Annotated in this window: 14 protein-coding genes and 1 tRNA gene; 7 read left to right on the top strand and 8 right to left on the bottom strand. The window is 69.1% G+C overall.

Annotated elements, in window-relative coordinates; genetic code table 11:
- Positions 1 to 22: 22 nt before the first annotated feature.
- The 7 genes from VFM98_RS05040 to VFM98_RS05010 all read right to left on the bottom strand — a co-directional run bounded on the left by VFM98_RS05040 (position 23) and on the right by VFM98_RS05010 (position 7,099).
- The gene (locus tag VFM98_RS05040; RefSeq protein ID WP_325108804.1) at positions 23 to 742 is read right to left on the bottom strand and encodes an ABC transporter ATP-binding protein; all 720 of its coding nucleotides are present in this window, start codon (positions 740 to 742) and stop codon (positions 23 to 25) included.
- Positions 735 to 1,508: an ABC transporter ATP-binding protein gene (locus VFM98_RS05035; protein ID WP_325108803.1), complete on the bottom strand. Its 774-nt coding sequence runs from the start codon at positions 1,506 to 1,508 to the stop codon at positions 735 to 737. Before VFM98_RS05035 ends, VFM98_RS05040 begins: the two co-directional genes overlap by 8 nt.
- Positions 1,498 to 2,535, bottom strand: coding sequence for a branched-chain amino acid ABC transporter permease (locus VFM98_RS05030; protein WP_325108802.1), 1,038 nt, complete (start codon positions 2,533 to 2,535; stop codon positions 1,498 to 1,500). Before VFM98_RS05030 ends, VFM98_RS05035 begins: the two co-directional genes overlap by 11 nt.
- A 79-nt stretch (positions 2,536 to 2,614) precedes the next feature.
- A complete protein-coding gene (locus VFM98_RS05025; protein WP_325108801.1) occupies positions 2,615 to 3,478 on the bottom strand; it encodes a branched-chain amino acid ABC transporter permease in 864 nt (287 codons plus the stop codon).
- Positions 3,479 to 3,704: 226 nt separating this feature from the next.
- A complete protein-coding gene (locus tag VFM98_RS05020; RefSeq protein WP_325108800.1) occupies positions 3,705 to 4,898 on the bottom strand; it encodes an ABC transporter substrate-binding protein in 1,194 nt (397 codons plus the stop codon).
- A gap of 91 nt (positions 4,899 to 4,989) precedes the next feature.
- On the bottom strand, positions 4,990 to 6,564 hold the full coding sequence (locus VFM98_RS05015) for a benzoate-CoA ligase family protein (RefSeq protein WP_325108799.1): 1,575 nt from the start codon (positions 6,562 to 6,564) through the stop codon (positions 4,990 to 4,992).
- Between the two features lie 61 nt (positions 6,565 to 6,625).
- Positions 6,626 to 7,099, bottom strand: a complete 474-nt coding sequence (locus VFM98_RS05010; protein ID WP_325108798.1) for a flavodoxin domain-containing protein — start codon at positions 7,097 to 7,099, stop codon at positions 6,626 to 6,628.
- 36 nt (positions 7,100 to 7,135) lie between these two features.
- Here VFM98_RS05010 and VFM98_RS05005 point away from each other — a divergent pair, with 36 nt between their 5' ends.
- The 3 genes from VFM98_RS05005 (at position 7,136) to boxB (ending at position 11,326) form a co-directional block, all read left to right on the top strand.
- On the top strand, positions 7,136 to 8,122 hold the full coding sequence (locus VFM98_RS05005; RefSeq protein ID WP_325108797.1) for a helix-turn-helix transcriptional regulator: 987 nt from the start codon (positions 7,136 to 7,138) through the stop codon (positions 8,120 to 8,122).
- Complete coding sequence (boxC, locus tag VFM98_RS05000) at positions 8,119 to 9,822, top strand: 2,3-epoxybenzoyl-CoA dihydrolase (protein ID WP_325108796.1); 1,704 nt, start codon at positions 8,119 to 8,121, stop codon at positions 9,820 to 9,822. The genes VFM98_RS05005 and boxC overlap by 4 nt, the downstream gene beginning before the upstream one ends.
- Positions 9,823 to 9,901: 79 nt before the next feature.
- Complete coding sequence (gene boxB / locus VFM98_RS04995; protein WP_325108795.1) at positions 9,902 to 11,326, top strand: benzoyl-CoA 2,3-epoxidase subunit BoxB; 1,425 nt, start codon at positions 9,902 to 9,904, stop codon at positions 11,324 to 11,326.
- A 64-nt stretch (positions 11,327 to 11,390) separates the two neighbouring features.
- Here boxB and VFM98_RS04990 read toward each other — a convergent pair whose 3' ends face one another.
- Positions 11,391 to 12,959, bottom strand: coding sequence for a methyl-accepting chemotaxis protein (locus VFM98_RS04990; protein ID WP_325108794.1), 1,569 nt, complete (start codon positions 12,957 to 12,959; stop codon positions 11,391 to 11,393).
- Positions 12,960 to 13,255: 296 nt separating this feature from the next.
- On the opposite strand from VFM98_RS04990, the gene VFM98_RS04985 reads away from it, so the two are divergent.
- From VFM98_RS04985 to VFM98_RS04970, 4 genes are all read left to right on the top strand, one after another.
- A tRNA-Pro gene (locus tag VFM98_RS04985) sits at positions 13,256 to 13,332 on the top strand.
- Positions 13,333 to 13,372: 40 nt separating this feature from the next.
- Positions 13,373 to 14,614, top strand: a complete 1,242-nt coding sequence (locus tag VFM98_RS04980; RefSeq protein ID WP_325108793.1) for an MFS transporter — start codon at positions 13,373 to 13,375, stop codon at positions 14,612 to 14,614.
- Entirely contained in the window at positions 14,611 to 15,426 is an 816-nt protein-coding gene (locus tag VFM98_RS04975) for a CoA ester lyase (RefSeq protein ID WP_325108792.1), read from the top strand. The genes VFM98_RS04980 and VFM98_RS04975 overlap by 4 nt, the downstream gene beginning before the upstream one ends.
- A 157-nt stretch (positions 15,427 to 15,583) precedes the next feature.
- Positions 15,584 to 16,026, top strand: a 443-nt coding sequence (locus VFM98_RS04970) for a DUF6502 family protein (RefSeq protein ID WP_325108791.1), incomplete at its 3' end; no start/stop codon positions are given.

The following is a 16,026-nucleotide window of genomic DNA, read 5'->3' as shown; positions in this document are numbered from 1 at the left end:
TCAGACGCCGAGCTCGTCGGCCTCAGACGCCCAGGTAGTGCTCGAGCAGATGCGGTTGCGCGTGCAACTCGGCCGAGGTGCCTTCGAAGGCCACTTCGCCCTTCACCAGGATCACGTTGCGATCGGTGATCTGCGTGACATGCTTCCACGCCTTGTCGACGATCACGCTGGAGATGCCGCTCGCGCGGATCAGCCCGCAGATGCGCCAGATGTCGCGCGCGATCAGCGGCGCGAGGCCCTCCGTGGCTTCGTCGAGGATGAGCACGTCGGGGTTGGTCATCAGGGCCCGGCCGATGGTGAGCATCTGCTGTTCGCCGCCTGACAGCTGCTGGCCTCCATGGTCAAGGCGTTCCTTCAAGCGCGGGAAGGTCTCGAGCACGCGCTCGTACGTCCAGTCGCGCTGGCCGCGCGTGCCGGGCCGCGCGGCCATCACCAGGTTTTCCTTCACGCTGAGATTGCCGAAGATGCCGCGGCCCTCCGGTACGTAGGCGATGCCGAGCTGCGCGACCTCGTAGGGCGGCCGCCCGACGGTGTTGCGGCCCTTCACCTCGACGCTGCCGCCGCGCGGCGCGACGATCCCCATCAGCGACTTCAGCAAGGTGGTCTTGCCCATGCCGTTGCGGCCCATCAGGCCGATGGTCTCGCCGCGGTCGACGTGGAAGTCGATGCCGCGCAGGATGTGGCTCGCGCCGTAGTAGGTGTGCACGGCGCGCGCGGAAATGAGGCGTTCGCGTTCAGCCATGCGTCGCTTCCTGTTCTTCTTCCTCGCCCAGGTAGGCGGACTGCACGTTCGGATCGGCGCGCACCTGCGCCGGCGTGCCGCTGGCGATCACCTGGCCGTTGACCATCACCGTCAGGTGGTCGGCGAGCGTGAACACGGCATCCATGTCGTGCTCCACCAGCATCATGGCGTGGTCCTTCTTCAGGCGCAGCAGCAGTTCGACCATGCGCTCCGCCTCCGCGACGCCCATGCCCGCGAGCGGCTCGTCGAGCAGCAGCACCTGCGGATCGGTGGCGAGCGTCATCGCGATCTCGAGCTGCCGCTGCTCGCCGTGGCTGGTGGCGGCGGCGATCTGGTGGCGGCGGTGCTGCAGGCCGGCGAGCTCCAGCGCGCGCTCGGCGCGCTCGTTGGCCGCGCCCACCGTGTCGGCGAGCTGCAGCCAGCGCAGCGCCCGCGGCGTGCGCGACTGGGCGGCGAGCCGCACGTTCTCCCACACGGTGAAGGGCAGGAAGATGTTGGTCTTCTGGTAGCTGCGGCCGAGGCCCGCGCGCGAGATCCGCTCGGGGTTCCAGCCGGTGACATCGCGGCCGGCGAGCGTGACCTTGCCGGTGGTGGGCGCGATGTCGCCCGAGAGCAGGTTGGTCAGGGTCGACTTGCCGGCGCCGTTGGGGCCGATCACGGCGTGGATGCGGTCGCGCCAGAGCTCCAGCGTCACCTCCTGCACGGCGGCGAGGCCGCCGAAGCGCTTGGTGAGCCGGTCGGCCGAAAGAAGCGCCTCACTCGACATGCGCGGCCTCCGTGGCGGCGAGCGGCGGCTCCTGGATCTGCGTGTCGCGCCGGCGCAGGGCGCGTTCCACCAGCCCCAGCAGGCCGCGCGGCGCGAAGGTCACCACCAGCACGATGAACAGGCCCATCCAGAGCTGCCAGTGCTTGCCGGTGTCGAAGCCGCCGATGGCGGGCAGGTCCTTGAAGGCGTGCAGCAGGTATTCGAAGGCGAAGGCGCCGGCGATGGCGCCCGCGAAGTTGCCCATGCCGCCCAGGATCACCATCATGATCGCGTGCGCGCTCATGTGGAAGCCCATGAGCTCGGGGTTGATGAAGCCGGTCTGCGCGCCCCACAGGTAGCCCGCGAGGCCGGCCAGCGCCCCCGCGAGCGTGAAGGCCGCGAGCTTGTAGCCGAAGGTGCCGAAGCCCATCGCGCGCATGCGGTGCTCGTTGACGCGGATGCCCGCCAGCGCGCGGCCGAAGGGGCTGAAGAGAAGCCGGCGCAGGAACAGGTACACCAGCACCAGCATGGCGAGCGTGAAGTAGTAGAAGACGCGCTTGTTCTCGAGGTCGAACAGGCCGGCGTCCGGCTTGAAGTTGATGTAGATGCCGTCCGAGCCGCCCAGCACCTTGTTGTCGAAGAAGAGGTAGAACACCATCTGCGCGAACGCCATGGTGACCATGATGAAGTAGATGCCCTTGGTGCGGACCACGAAGAAGCCGATCACCAGCGCCGCCAGGCCGGAGGCCGCCACCGCCACCGGCAGCGTCCACCACAGGCTCACCGCGCTGTCCTGCGGCGTGAGGAAGGCCAGCGCATAGCCGGCCAGGCCGAAATACGCCGCGTGCCCGAGCGAGACCAGGCCCGTGACGCCCAGCAGCAGGTCCAGGCTCATGGCGAAGATCGCCAGGATCATCATGCGCGCGACCATCTGCGCGTAGAACTCGGTGCCGACGAAGGGGAACACCAGCAGCACGACCAGGCCGGCGGCGAGCAGCGCCTGCACGCCGCGCGGCAGGACTTCGAGATTGGCTTTCGGCGCAGTCACAGGGCCCCCACGCTTGTCACTTCGTGTACTGCGCTGCCCCCCGAGGGGGCCTTCGCGTCTTGGAGCGGTCCGGCGACGCTCATTGCTTGAACAGTCCTTCAGGTTTCCAGAGCAGCACGGCGGCCATCAGCATGTAGACCAGCATGCCGGCGATGTGCGGCAGCAGCACCTTGCCGAAGGTATCGACCAGGCCCACCAGCAGCGCGGAAATCAGCGCCCCGCGTACCGAGCCGATGCCGCCGATCACCACCACCACGAAGCACATGATCAGCACCTGCGAGCCCATGTTGGGGTACACGCTGGAGATCGGCGAGGCGATCATGCCGGCGATGCTGGCCAGGCCCACGCCCAGCGCGAACACGACGGCGTGGATCAGTTTCACGTTGATGCCCAGCGCCTCCGTCATCTCGTGGTTGAAGGCGCCGGCGCGGATCTTCATGCCCAGGCGCGTCTTCGAGATCAGGAAGTACAGGCCCAGCGCGAGCAGCACGCACACCCCCGACATGAAGATGCGGTACATCGGGTAGGACAGGGTGTCCGTGAGCGGGATCGAGGCCGAGAGCACCTGCGGGATCGGCACGCCGTGCACGTCGTCGCCCCACAGGATGGAGCGCGACTCCTCGAAGATGTAGATCAGCCCGAAGGTGAGCAGAACCTGGTCGAGGTGGTCGCGGTGGTAGAAGTGGCGGAACAGGATGCGTTCGAGCACCAGGCCGAACAGCACGGAAAGCACCGTCCCGAGCACGATGGCCAGTGCCAGGCTGCCCGTCTTGGCGGCCAGTGACCAGGCGAGGTAGGCGCCGACCATGTAGAAGCTGCCGTGCGCGAGGTTCACCACGCCCATGATCCCGAAGATCAGCGTGAGCCCGGCCGCCAGCATGAACAGCAGCAGCCCGTACTGCACGCTGTTCAGGAGCTGGATGAGGAAGTTGGGGAGATCCATGGGGGAGAGAGGAGGGTGCGCGAGGCTCCCCGGAGTTGCCTGAACGCGAGGCGGAAATCGTAGGCTGGTGGTGAGCTGTGCGACCGAGCACCGCTCGCGGTGCGTAGTCCGAGGCGTAAGCATCGGTAACCCCAGCGATGCGCGAGCGGCAGCGAAGCGCTGGGGTTCCCGGCGCGCATTGCGCGCCCGTCACCGCCAGCCTACGAGAACGCCGCCGCGCCCCGCCTCAGGCCGAAGCCAGCTTGCACCCCGCGCCCGAATCCGACAGCGCCTTCGCGGCGATGCCGATCACCTTGTTGTCGCCCTTCTCGACGCGGCGCAGGTAGATGTCCTGCACGGGGTTGTGGGCCTTGCTCATGGTCCACTTGCCGCGCGGGCTGTCGATGGTCTGCGTCTCGAGCGCCTTGTACAGCGCCTGCTTGTTGCCGATGTCGCCCTTGACGCCGGCCACGCCCTGCGACAGCAGCACGCCCGTGTCGTAGCCCTGCACCGCATACACGTCGGGCTGGCTCTTGAAGGCCTTGGCGTAGTCGAGGCGGAACTGCTTGTTCTTCGGCAGGTCCAGCGAATCGCTGTAGTGCAGGGTGGTCATCACGCCCTCGGCCGCCGGGCCGGCCGCATCGAGCACGCCTTCGGTGAGGAAGCCCGAGCCCCACAGCGGGATCTTGTCCTTCAGGCCCGCGGCCGCGTAGTCCTTGATGAACTTGGCCGCGCCGCCGCCGGCGAAGAAGCAGGCCACGGCGTCGGGCCGCAGCGAGGCGATCTCGGTCAGCAGCGCCTGGAATTCGACGTTCGGGAAGGGCAGGCCCAGCTCCTTCACGATGGTGCCGCCCGCCTTGGTGTAGCTTTCCTTGAAGCCCTCGAAGGCCTCGTCGCCGGCGGCGTACTTCCACGTGATCCACACGGCCTTCTTCAGGCCCTTGTCGACCATCGGCTTGCCCAGGGCGAGCGTCGGCTGGCTGTTGGTGAAGGAGGTGCGGAACACGTTGGGCGCGCACAGCGCGCGCGTCGCCGCATGCACGCCGGCGTTGGGGATCAGGCTCAGCACGCCGCTTTCGCGCGCCACGCGCTGGATGCCCATCTGCACGCCCGAGTGCACGGTGCCGATCAAGACGTCGACCTTGTCGCGCTGCACCAGCCGGTTGGCGTTCTCCACGCCCTTGGACGGCTCGGATTCGTCGTCGACCTTGAACCATTCGATCTCGCGGCCGCCGAGCTTGCCGCCACGCTCGTCGATCGCCATGCGCACGCCGTTCTCGATCGCGACACCGAGCTGCGCGTAGGTTCCCGTGTAGGGCAGCATGAAGCCCACGCGGATCTTGTTGGACTGTGCGCGCGCGATCTGCGGCAGCAGCAGGCCGGTGGAAGCCGCACCGACAAGGGCGGCGCCGCGGGAGAGCAGGAGGCGGCGGGTCGTCATGAAAAGCTCCTTCGTCTTGTGTAAGCGTTGCGCGCGAATTGTGTGCTCATGCGGCGCGCGGGCGCCACATGGCTTTCCCTCAGGAATCTGCTTAAGCCGCCGCTTGCGCGCGGAGCTTGAAACGCTGGATCTTGCCCGTGGCCGTCTTCGGCAGGTCGGGGACGAAGGCGATCCAGCGTGGGTACTTGTAGGGCGCGAGGCGCGTCTTGACGTGCGCCTGCAGGTCGTCGGCCGAGGCTTCCTGGCCGGGCTTGAGAACGACATAGGCCTTGGGCTTGACGAGGCCGTCCTGGTCGGACACGCCGATCACCGCCGCCTCGAGGACGGCCGCGTGCGTCATGAGGCAGGCCTCCACCTCGAAGGGCGAGACGTAGATGCCGCCCACCTTGAGCATGTCGTCGCTGCGGCCGCCGTAGGTGAAGTAGCCGTCGGCATCGCGCGTGTACTTGTCGCCGCTGCGTGTCCACTCGCCGGCGAAGGTGCTCTTGGTGCGGGAGCGGTTGTTCCAGTACATGATCGCGGCGCTCGGCCCGCTGATCTGCAGCTCGCCGATCTCGCCGGGGCCGCACTCGTGGCCGTCGTCGCCGACGATGCGCAGCTCGTAGCCCGGCACCGCCTGGCCGGTGGTGCCATAGCGCACCTTGCCGGGCCGGTTGGACAGGAAGATGTGCAGCATCTCGGTGGAGCCGATGCCGTCGAGGATCTCGCTGCCGTATTCGCGCGTCCAGCGCTCGCCGATCTCCGCCGGCAGGGCCTCGCCCGCGCTGGTGCACACGCGCACGCGCAGCTCGGATTTCTTGGGCCGCTCCGGGTCGGCCAGCAGCGCCGCATAGAGCGTGGGCACGCCGCAGAAGACGGTGGGCTTGTACTTCTTCAGCACGCCGAACACGTCGGCCGCCGTCGGGCGGCTCGGCAGCAGCACCGTCGTCGCGCCGACACTCATGGGAAAGGTGAGCGCGTTGCCGAGGCCGTAGGCGAAGAACAGCTTGGCCGCCGAATACACCACATCATCTTCGCGGATGCCGAGGATGGGGCGGGCATAGAGTTCGGCGGTCTGGATCAGGTGGCTGTGCAGGTGCACCGTGCCCTTGGGCGTGCCGGTGGAGCCGCTGGAATACAGCCAGAAGCACGGATCGTCGCTGCAGGTGCCGGCCACCTCGGCGTCGGGCTGGCCCGAGGCGATCATGTGCGCCACCGAGTTCTCGCCGCTGTCGCCCGCGATCACCATCTGCCGCAGGGTGGAGATCTTGCCGATCAGCGGCTCGAACACGGGCAGCAGGGGCTTGGAGACGAACAGCGCCTGCGCGCGCGAATCGCGCAGCATGAACTCGAAATCCTTGGTGGTGAGCAGCGTGTTGGTCGCGATCGGCACCACGCCGGCGAGGATGCTGCCCAGGAACACCACGGGCCACTCCAGCGTGTCCAGCATCGCCACCATCACCCGCGTCTCCGGCGCGACGCCGCGCTGGCGCAGGGCGTTGGCGAAGCGGTGGGCCTGCTCGGCGAGCTGCCCGTAGGTCAGCTGCGCGCCGCTGGACGCATCGATGTAGGCGACCTTGTCGGGGCGCGCGGCATTGCGCTGCAGCAGGTCGTGCGCGGCGTTGTAGTCGCGCGGGATCTCCACCCTCGGCGGGGAAGTGCTGTGGTCGGCGTGGCTCAGGTGCATGCTTGTCTCCTCGTATTCCCCGCCCGGTGTGTCCCGGGTCGTCGGCGCAGCGTACGCTTTCCTAGGCTGCTGCTTTTTGCGTTGCCGCAAGGACTTCCTTCAGCCACTCGCGGCACCAGGCCGTACCCAGTTCCTCCGGCAGGGTGCCGGCGCTCGCGTCGTGGCACCACACCTCGCCGATGCGTTGCGCGCCCAGGCCCTGCAGGCGCTCATCGAACTTCTTGCCGCCGAAGCAGAAGGTCTGCACGTAGGTGCGGTCGCCCAACGCGATCACGCCGTAACGCACGTGGCCCAGGAACTTCGGCTTGCTGTCCAACGATTCGTAGAGGACCCGGGCGTTGTCCGGGACGTCGCCGGAACCGTAGGTGGACGTGCAGATGAGATATACCGCATCTTCATCGAAGACGTCAATTTCCAATCCGTCCATCAGGGCCACTTCGATCTCGTCCACGAGGTCGGCGCAGTCCATCTGGATCGCCTGGGCGACGTAGTCGGCCGTGCTGGTCATGGTGCCGACGAGGATCTTGAGCTTCATGCGGTGTCCGGAAGAATGCAGTAAATTGCTTGACGCGTGACTTCGAGGAAGTATACTGCCATTTGCGCCAGCGCAAAGATCTCCTTTCAAAAAGCTGCTAGCCCCATGACCGAAACCGACAGCCGCGCCACCATGGCAGAACTCGGTGCCCGCGTGCGCGCCTGGCGCGCACGCCGCGGCATGACGCGCAAGCAGCTTGCTGCAGATTCGGGCCTGTCGGAGCGTTTCCTGGCCGACGTCGAAACCGGCAAGGGCAATGTGTCGATCCACTCGCTGGAAGCAGCCGCCCACGCGCTGAACCTCACCGTGCTCGACCTGCTGCAGGATGCCCCGCGGCCCGCCCTGGCGCGCGTGCAGGGCCTGCTCGCGCGCCTGGACGAACATCAGCTGGAGCAGGCCTATTCGCAGCTGGCCTCGTCCTTCGGCCTGGCCGATGCGTACGGGCGCGAGCAGCGCATCGCGCTGGTGGGCCTGCGCGGCGCGGGCAAGACCACGCTCGGCGCGCAACTCGCGCAGCAGCGCGGCGTGCCCTTCGTCGAACTGGATCGCGAGATCGAGCGCGAGGCCGGCACCAGCATGGCGGAGATCCTGCTGCTGCACGGCCAGGCCGGCTACCGCCGCTACGAGCGCCGCGCGCTGCTGCGCATCGCCGAGGAGCATGCCGAAGGCGTGGTGATGACCACCGGCGGCAGCATCGTGAGCGAGCGCGAAACCTTCGACCTGCTGCAAAGCCACTTCTTCTGCGTGTGGGTGAAGGCCAGCCCCGAGGAGCACATGAGCCGCGTGGTCGCCCAGGGCGACCTGCGGCCCTTCAAGGCCGCCCGCGGCGAGGAGGGCGAAGTCTCGCGTACGGCCATGAACGAAGCCCTGGAGGACCTGCGCCGCATCCTCGCCAGCCGCGAATCCCTCTATGCGCGCGCCGATGCCGTGGTGGACACGGCGGCGCGCAGTGTCAAGCAATCCCTGAGGGACCTGGAGCGCGCGGTGCCCGCGGCCCAGCCCACGACCCTGGAGACGAGATGAACGCCATCACCGAACCGCTGCTGTTCAAGCAGGTGCTCGCCGGCGAGGAACGCGAGCTGGTGAGCTTTGCCACCGATCCTTCCCGCTACCGCCACTGGAGCCTCGCCGTGGAGGGCGACGTGGCCCGCCTCAAACTCGACATCGACGAGGAGGGCGGCATCAAGCCCGGCTACAAGCTCAAGCTCAATAGCTACGACCTCGGCGTCGACATCGAACTGCACGACGCGCTCAACCGCATCCGCTTCGAGCATCCCGCCGTGAAGGTGGTGGTGTTCGAAAGCGGCAAGGACCGCATCTGGTGCTCGGGCGCCAACATCTACATGCTGGGCCTGTCCACCCACGCCTGGAAGGTGAACTTCTGCAAGTTCACCAACGAGACGCGCAACGGGCTGGAGGATTCCTCGCGCCACGAGGGCCTGAAGTCCGTCGCCGCCGTCACGGGCGCCTGCGCCGGCGGCGGCTACGAGCTCGCGCTGGCCTGCGACCGCATCGTGATGGTGGACGACCGCTCCTCCACCGTGAGCCTGCCGGAAGTGCCGCTGCTGGGCGTGCTGCCCGGCACCGGCGGCCTGACCCGCGTGACCGACAAGCGCAAGGTGCGCCGGGACCTGGCCGACATCTTCTGCACCACCAGCGAAGGCGTGCGGGCCGACCGCGCCAAGGCCTGGAAGCTGATCGACGAGCACGCCAAGCCGCAGGCCTTCGGCGCGCTGGTGGACAAGGAAGTGGCGGCGCTGCGCGCGCAGTCCACGCGCGGCGGGCCGCAGCAGGGCATCGCGCTCACGCCGGTGCGCGCGCGCATCGACGACCAGGGCTACCACTACGAAACGGTGGACGTGCAGATCGATCGCGCCGCGCGCACCGCCACGCTGACGGTGAACGCGCCGGCCGCCGCGATCGCCTCGACGCCGGAGGCGATCGTCGCCGCGGGCGTGGAGTGGTGGCCGCTGAAGCTCGCCCGCGAGCTGGACGACGCGATCCTGAACCTGCGCACCAACGAGCTGGAGATCGGCACCTGGGTGATACGCACGCGCGGCGACGCGCAATGGGTCGCGCAGGCCGACGCGGTGCTGGAGCAGCAGCAGGCGCACTGGCTGGTGCGCGAGACGACCGGCGCCCTGCGCCGCACGCTGGCCCGGCTGGACGTGACCAGCCGCTCGCTGGTGGCGCTGGTGGACCAGGGCTCCTGCTTCACCGGCACGCTGTACGAGCTGGCGCTGGCCTGCGACCGCATCTACATGCTGGATCTGCCCGATGCGCCAGAGACTGCGCCGGCGCTGCAACTGACGCAGGCGAACTTCGGCCGCTACCCGGAGGTGAACGGCCTCACGCGCCTGGCGACCCGCTTCAACGAGGACGCGTCCACGCTGGAGCAGTTGCAGGCCGTGACGGGAAGCCCGCTGCGCGCCGGCCAGGCGCTGGAGCTGGGCCTGGTGACGCTCGCGCCCGACGACATCGACTGGGACGACGAGATCCGGCTGATGCTGGAAGAGCGTGCGTCGCTCTCGCCCGATGCCCTCACCGGCATGGAAGCCTCGCTGCGCTTCCCGGGCAAGGAGACGATGGAGACGCGCGTGTTCGGCCGCCTCTCGGCCTGGCAGAACTGGATCTTCATCCGGCCCAACGCGGTCGGCGAGGAGGGCGCCCTGAAGCTGTTCGGCACCGGCCGGAAGGCGAAATTCGACTGGAAGCGCGTGTGAAGAGGTCGGGCGTTGAGCGTTGAGCGTTCAGCGTCCGGCACTTCACGCTCAACACTCAACGCTGAACACTGAACGAACCATGAGCACGATCGACCTGCAGGCCAAGATCCCCAACAACGTCCACCTGGCCGACAACCGCCAGCTGCAGCGCGCGCTGGAGCACTGGCAGCCCGCCTTCCTGCGCTGGTGGGACGAGATGGGCCCGAGCGACTTCCGCGCCAACGAGGTCTACCTGCGCACCGCCGTCGGCGTCGATGCCCAGGGCTGGGCCCAGTACGGCTACACCCCCATGCCCGATTACCGCTGGGGCATCTTCCTGGCCGACAAGCAGGAGGGCCGCAAGATCGGCTTCGGCGACTTCATGGGCCAGGACGCGTGGCAGGAAGTGCCGGGCGAATTCCGCTCCATCTTCCGCCGCCTGATCGTGACCCAGGGCGACACCGAGCCGGCCTCGGTGGAGCAGCAGCGCCTGCTCGGACACACGGCGCCCTCGCTCTACGACCTGCGCAACCTGTTCCCGGTGAACGTGGAAGAGGGCCGGCACCTCTGGGCCATGGTCTACCTGCTGCACGCCTACTTCGGCCGCGACGGCCGCGAGGAGGCCGAGGAACTGCTGGAGCGCCACAGCGGCGACCCCGACAAGCCGCGCATCCTGGGCACCTTCAACGAGCCCATGGACAACTGGCTGTCCTTCTTCATGTTCACCTACTTCACCGACCGCGACGGCAAGTTCCAGCTCAAGTCGCTGGCCGAGAGCGCCTTCGACCCGCTGGCGCGCAGCTGCCAGTTCATGCTGACCGAGGAGGCGCACCACATGTTCGTGGGCGAGACCGGCGTCGGCCGCGTCATCAAGCGCACGCTGGAAGTGATGAAGGAGCTGGACACCGACGACTGGCGGAAGGTGCGCAACGCCGGCGCGATCGACCTGCCCACCATCCAGAGGTTCATGAACTTCTGGTTCACCAGTTCGCTGGACCTGTTCGGCTCCGAAGCGTCGTCCAACGCCGCCAACTACTTCAGCAACGGCATCAAGGGCCGGCCCGACGAGGCCAAGTTCGCGGACCACGTCGAGACCGACACCACCATGACCATCCAGGTGCCGGACGGGCAGGGCGGCGTGAAGGACGAGACGATCACGGTGCGCAACGGCATCAACGAGATCACCCGGCTGGAATACGCGAAGGACTGCAACGTCGGCGTGACGCGCTGGAACATGCTGGTCAAGCGCGCCGGCGTGGGCTTCGAGTTCAAGCTGCCTTCCACGCGCTTCCGCCGCCAGGTGGGCGCCTGGGCCGGCCTGCACACCGACCCCCAGGGCCAGCCGATCACGCAGGCCGAGTTCGAGGCCCGCAAGGCCGAATGGCTGCCGACCGAGGAGGACATCCGCTTCGTCAAGAGCCTGATGCAGCGCGTGACCGAGCCGGGCAAGATGGCCGCCTGGATCGCCCCGCCGGACCGCGGCATCAACTCCCAGCCGGTGGCCTACGAGTACGTGAAGCTCTGAGGCCTTCCTCCCTCCCCCTCCGGGGGGAGGGCCGGGGTGGGGGCGCTCGGCGCCCCCTTTTTCCTCACACCGCCAGCAGCCGCTGCTCCCTGTCCTGCACCCGGAACAGCGACACCGCCTCGACCAGCCGCTCCGCCTGCCGGCTCAGGCTCTCCGCCGCGGCGGCTGCCTCCTCCACCAGCGACGCGTTGCTCTGGGTCACGCGGTCGATCTGGGTCACGGCCTGGCTGACCTCGCCGATGCCCTTGGTCTGCTCCTGGGTCGCGCTGCTGATCTCGGCGAGCAGCAGCGTCATCTGCTGCACCTGCTCCACCACTTCCTTCATGCTGTGGCCGGCGTGCACGGCCTGCTGCTCGCCGGCCTGCACCTTCTGCACGCTCGCCTCGATCAGCGTCTTGATCTCCTTGGCCGCCGCCGCGCTGCGCTGCGCGAGCGAGCGCACTTCCGCCGCCACCACCGCGAAGCCGCGGCCCTGGTCACCGGCGCGCGCCGCTTCCACCGCGGCGTTCAGGGCCAGGATGTTGGTCTGGAACGCGATGCCGTCGATCACGCCGATGATGTCGGTGATGCGGCGGCTGGCCTCGGTGATGCCGGCCATCGTGCCCACGAGCTGCGTCACGGCATCGCCGCTGGCCTCGGCGGAGCGGCTCGCGGTGGACGCCATCTCGCTTGCCGCGCGGGTGGTGTCGGCGTTGGCCCGCACCGTGGCGCTGATCTGCTCCATCGAGGCGGCGGTCTGCTGCAGGTTGCTGGCCTGCGTCTCGGTGCGCTGGCTCAGGTCCTGGTTGCCGGTGGCGATCTGCGTCGTCCCGGTGGCGATGTTCTCGCTCGACTGGCGCACGGTGGCCACCAGGTCGGTGAGACTGGCGTTCATCTGCGCCAGCGCCTGCAGCAGCTGCGCGGCCTCGTCGCTGCCGTGCACGTCGATGTGCGAGCTCAGGTCGCCCTTGGCCACCGTGCGGGCGACCTCGACGGCGCGGCGCAGCCGGCCCACGATGCCGCGGCTGAGAAGCCAGCTCAGGACGACGAGCACTACGCCGGAGAACAGGATGGCGGCCGCGATGGCCGCCTTGGCGAACCGCGAGGAGTCGCTGCTGTCCTGGTGCGCAGCGATGGCGCGCTGCTGGATCAGGACGCTGAGTGCCTCCATCTCGCCTTCCAGGCTCTTGAAGGCAACGACGAAGTCGCCCATCTGCGCCAGGGCCGCGGCGCGGTCGCTGAAGGCCAGCGGCACCAGAGTCTTGGCGCGCTCCAGGTAGCGCTGCAGCGCCGGCCGCACCTTGGCCACGGCGGCCTGCGTCTCCGCATCGAGGCGCATGGCTTCCATGCGGTGCAGCGATTCCTCGAACAGGGTGGCGTGCGCGTGCAGGTCGGCGCGGATCGCGTCGGCATCGTCGCCGCGGCCGCCCTGGCTGGCCACCAGTGCCGCCAGCACGTCGGCGCGCAGCGCGTCGTGCGCCATGTCCGCTTCCAGCTGGCTCTTGAGCGCCGTTTCCGCCTGCAGCATCCGGGTGGCGCTCTCTTCCTGGTAGGTGGTGGCGATGTAGCCGGTCGCGCCCACGGTGACGACGAACAGCAGCGCCAGCAGCGCCAGGCCCGTGAGCTTGCGTGCGATCGTGAGCTGGAAGCCCATTCCCGATATCCCCTCTCAATGCGTTTTCGTTGATCGACAGGCTTGATCCGACCTGTAAGAAAAGGTAAGCGAGCCGAAGCTATCACGGGCTTTGCTGTAGTCCGAAGGAACGAAGGTGCCGACCGGCAGCGGAAGCGGGGGAAAGGGCCCAGGCGGTCGCGGCCGCGGGATGAACGGCGTGGCGTGGCGCCGACGGATTCGGCTGCCCGCCGAGGGTGCCGCGATGTGCCGCGGACGTGCCGCCGGCATGGCATGGCCCGGGCGGCGCGGGGCCGCATCGTAGAATGCGGGCGCGTCGGAGCGTAGCGCAGTCTGGTAGCGCATCTGCTTTGGGAGCAGAGGGTCGCTGGTTCGAATCCAGTCGCTCCGACCAATCATCCCTCGCACTCGCGGCGGCCGTGACCTGATCCCGCATGACCCAAAGATCCACTGCCCCCGACGCGCAGACTGCGCTGGCGAACACCTGGCGGCCCCTGGCCGTGACGCTGGCGATCCAGGCGCTGGTGGCCATGGCCCTGATCACCGTGCCCGTGATGGCGCCCGCGCTGGCGCAGGACCTGGGCATTTCGGGCACCTACGTCGGCCTCTACATCGGCCTGGTGTACGCGGCGGCCATGCTCGCCAGCCTGGCGGCGGGCGCCGCGGTGGCGCGTTTCGGCGCCATCCGCGTGAGCCAGGTGGGGCTGCTGCTGTGCGCGGCGGGGCTGGCGCTTTCGACCCTCGGCTCGCTCGCGGCGCTGGCCGCCGGCGCCGTGCTGGTGGGCCTGGGCTACGGGCCGGTGACGCCCGCGAGCTCGCACCTGCTGGCGCGCACCACGCCCGCGCACCGCATGTCGCTGGTGTTCTCGATCAAGCAGACCGGCGTGCCGCTCGGCGGCGTGCTGGCCGGCGCGCTGGTGCCGCCGCTGCTGGTGCTCGGTTGGCGCGGCGCCTTGCTCGCGGTGGCCGCCGCCAACATCGCCTGCATCTTCGTGGCGCAGCCGCTGCGCTCGGCGCTCGACGCCGACCGCGAGCCGGAGCGGCCGCTGGTGCTGGGCAACCTCGCGCAGCCGATCCGCATGGTGCTCGCGCATCCGCCGCTGCGGCTGCTGGCCGGCTGTTCCTTCCTGTTCTCGATCGCGCAGCTCTCGCTGACGACCTATCTCGTGACCTACCTGCACGACATCCTGGCCTACGGGCTGGTGGCGGCGGGCCTCGCGCTCTCGGTCTCGCAGGCGGCGGGTGTGGTGGGCCGCGTGCTATGGGGCTACGTGGCGGACCGTTGGCTGGGTGCACGGCGCATGCTGTTGGCGCTCGCGGCCCTGGTGAGCGTCTGCGCGCTCGCCACCGCTGCATTGCAGCCGGCGATGCCGGGGCTCCTCGTGCTGCTCGTGCTGGCGCTGTTCGGCGCTTCGGCGATCGGCTGGAACGGCGTGTACCTGGCCGAAGTGGCGCGCGAAGCGCCGGCTGGCCAGGCCAGCATCGCCACCGGCGGCACGCTTGCCATCACCTTCCTCGGCGTGGTGCTCGGCCCGCCCGCCTTCGGCGCGCTCTCGGGCGCCACCGGCAGCTACCGCATCGGCTTCGTGGCGGTCGCCCTGGCGCTGGTACTGTGCCTCGTGGCCTTGCTGCGGCCCCTGCGCAAGGGCGCCGCCACCCTCCGGAGCATTCCATGAATCCGTCCGCGCGCAGCTACCTGTTCGTCCCCGGCGACCGGCCCGAGCGCTTCGACAAGGCGCTGGCCAGCGGGGCGCACGCCGTGATCCTGGACCTCGAGGACGCCGTGACGCCGGAGCGCAAGGTGCAGGCGCGCGAGGCCATCGCCGCCTGGCTGAAGCAGGCCTCGGCGCGCGTGTTCGTGCGCGTCAATCCCGAAGGCACCCCCTGGCACGCGGAGGACTGCGAGCTGCTGCTGGATTCCGAGCGGCTGGCCGGCGTGATGGTCCCCAAGGCGGAGGAACACACCAGCATCGCCCGGCTCGCGCGCCATCTCGGCGACGGGCAGGAGCTGATCCCGCTGCTGGAGACGGTGGCGGGCCACTTCGAGGCGGCCGCCATCGCGCGGGTGCCGCGCGTGAGCCGGCTCGCCTTCGGCTCCTTCGACTTCATGGCCGATTCCGGGATCCAGGCCGACGGCGAGGAGCTCGACGCGGTGCGCACGAACCTCGTGCTGGTCTCGCGCCATGCCGGCCTGCGGGCGCCGATCGACGGCGTCTCGCTCGCCATCGACGATGCCGCGCAACTCGAAAGCGACGTCCGCCGTTCGCGCCGCTTCGGCATGGGCGCCAAGCTGTGCATCCATCCCAAGCAGGTGCCCATCGTCCATGCGGGCTTTGCGCCCAAGCCGGAGGATGTGGAGTGGGCCCGGCGCGTGCTGGACGCGCTCGAGAGCGGACCGCTGGGCGCCATTGCCGTGGACGGCAAGCTGGTGGACCGGCCCATCGCCTTGCGCGCCGAGGCGATCCTGGCCGAGGCGCGCGCGGGCTGAGCCTGCGCGCTGCTGGCTTCTCCCCTTTCCTGACTTGATCTGCGGCCGGGCTCAAGCCCGGCCGTTTGCCGTTCGTCGCCGCAATGTGCAAGTTGCACATTTTTTCTTGACTGTGCGAATTGCACATTTACACTTTTTCGAAGCTTTCGCCACCCTCATGGACTTCCGCGACCCGCTCACCGCCCCCTCCGGCCCGACCGAACCGGCGCCGGACGCCCGCTCGCCGCTGGCGCCGAGCGCGCTGCTGCGGGCCTGCCGTACCGTGCTGCGGCCGCTGGCTCAGCTGGCCGTCGCCCGCGGCCTGCCGTTCCCGGAGCTGGCGGAAGTGCTCAAGCAGTGCTTCGTCGAGGCGGCCCGCGCCGCCCATCCCGGCGTGCTGCCGCACCGCGCGGTCAGCCGGATCAGCACCACCACGGGGCTCAACCGGCGCGAGGTCACCCGGCTGATGCAGCGGCCGCGGGGCGAGGCGCCGGCACGGCCTTCGCCGGCCACGCAGGCCTTCACCCGCTGGCTGACGGACCCGGCCTTCGTCGGCGCGAACGGCACCCCCGCGCCGCTGCCGCCGCAGGGGCCGGCGCCGAGCTTCGAGACCCTGGCCCA

This window comes from Ramlibacter sp. (assembly GCF_035706265.1).
Taxonomy (GTDB): Bacteria; Pseudomonadota; Gammaproteobacteria; order Burkholderiales; family Burkholderiaceae_C; genus Ramlibacter.
Note: the sequence above shows the minus strand (reverse complement) of the source record. Positions and strands in the feature narration are given on the sequence as shown.

Bases quoted from the DNA above. Each gene is read 5' to 3' on its own strand.
- VFM98_RS05040 (WP_325108804.1), bottom strand. From the start codon at position 742: ATGGCTGAACGCGAACGCCTCATTTCCGCGCGCGCCGTGCACACCTAC.
- VFM98_RS05035 (WP_325108803.1), bottom strand. From the start codon at position 1,508: ATGTCGAGTGAGGCGCTTCTTTCGGCCGACCGGCTCACCAAGCGCTTC.
- VFM98_RS05025 (WP_325108801.1), bottom strand. From the start codon at position 3,478: ATGGATCTCCCCAACTTCCTCATCCAGCTCCTGAACAGCGTGCAGTAC.
- VFM98_RS05020 (WP_325108800.1), bottom strand. From the start codon at position 4,898: ATGACGACCCGCCGCCTCCTGCTCTCCCGCGGCGCCGCCCTTGTCGGT.
- VFM98_RS05015 (WP_325108799.1), bottom strand. From the start codon at position 6,564: ATGCACCTGAGCCACGCCGACCACAGCACTTCCCCGCCGAGGGTGGAG.
- VFM98_RS05010 (WP_325108798.1), bottom strand. From the start codon at position 7,099: ATGAAGCTCAAGATCCTCGTCGGCACCATGACCAGCACGGCCGACTAC.
- boxC (WP_325108796.1), top strand. From the start codon at position 8,119: ATGAACGCCATCACCGAACCGCTGCTGTTCAAGCAGGTGCTCGCCGGC.
- boxB (WP_325108795.1), top strand. From the start codon at position 9,902: ATGAGCACGATCGACCTGCAGGCCAAGATCCCCAACAACGTCCACCTG.
- VFM98_RS04990 (WP_325108794.1), bottom strand. From the start codon at position 12,959: ATGGGCTTCCAGCTCACGATCGCACGCAAGCTCACGGGCCTGGCGCTG.
- VFM98_RS04980 (WP_325108793.1), top strand. From the start codon at position 13,373: ATGACCCAAAGATCCACTGCCCCCGACGCGCAGACTGCGCTGGCGAAC.
- VFM98_RS04975 (WP_325108792.1), top strand. From the start codon at position 14,611: ATGAATCCGTCCGCGCGCAGCTACCTGTTCGTCCCCGGCGACCGGCCC.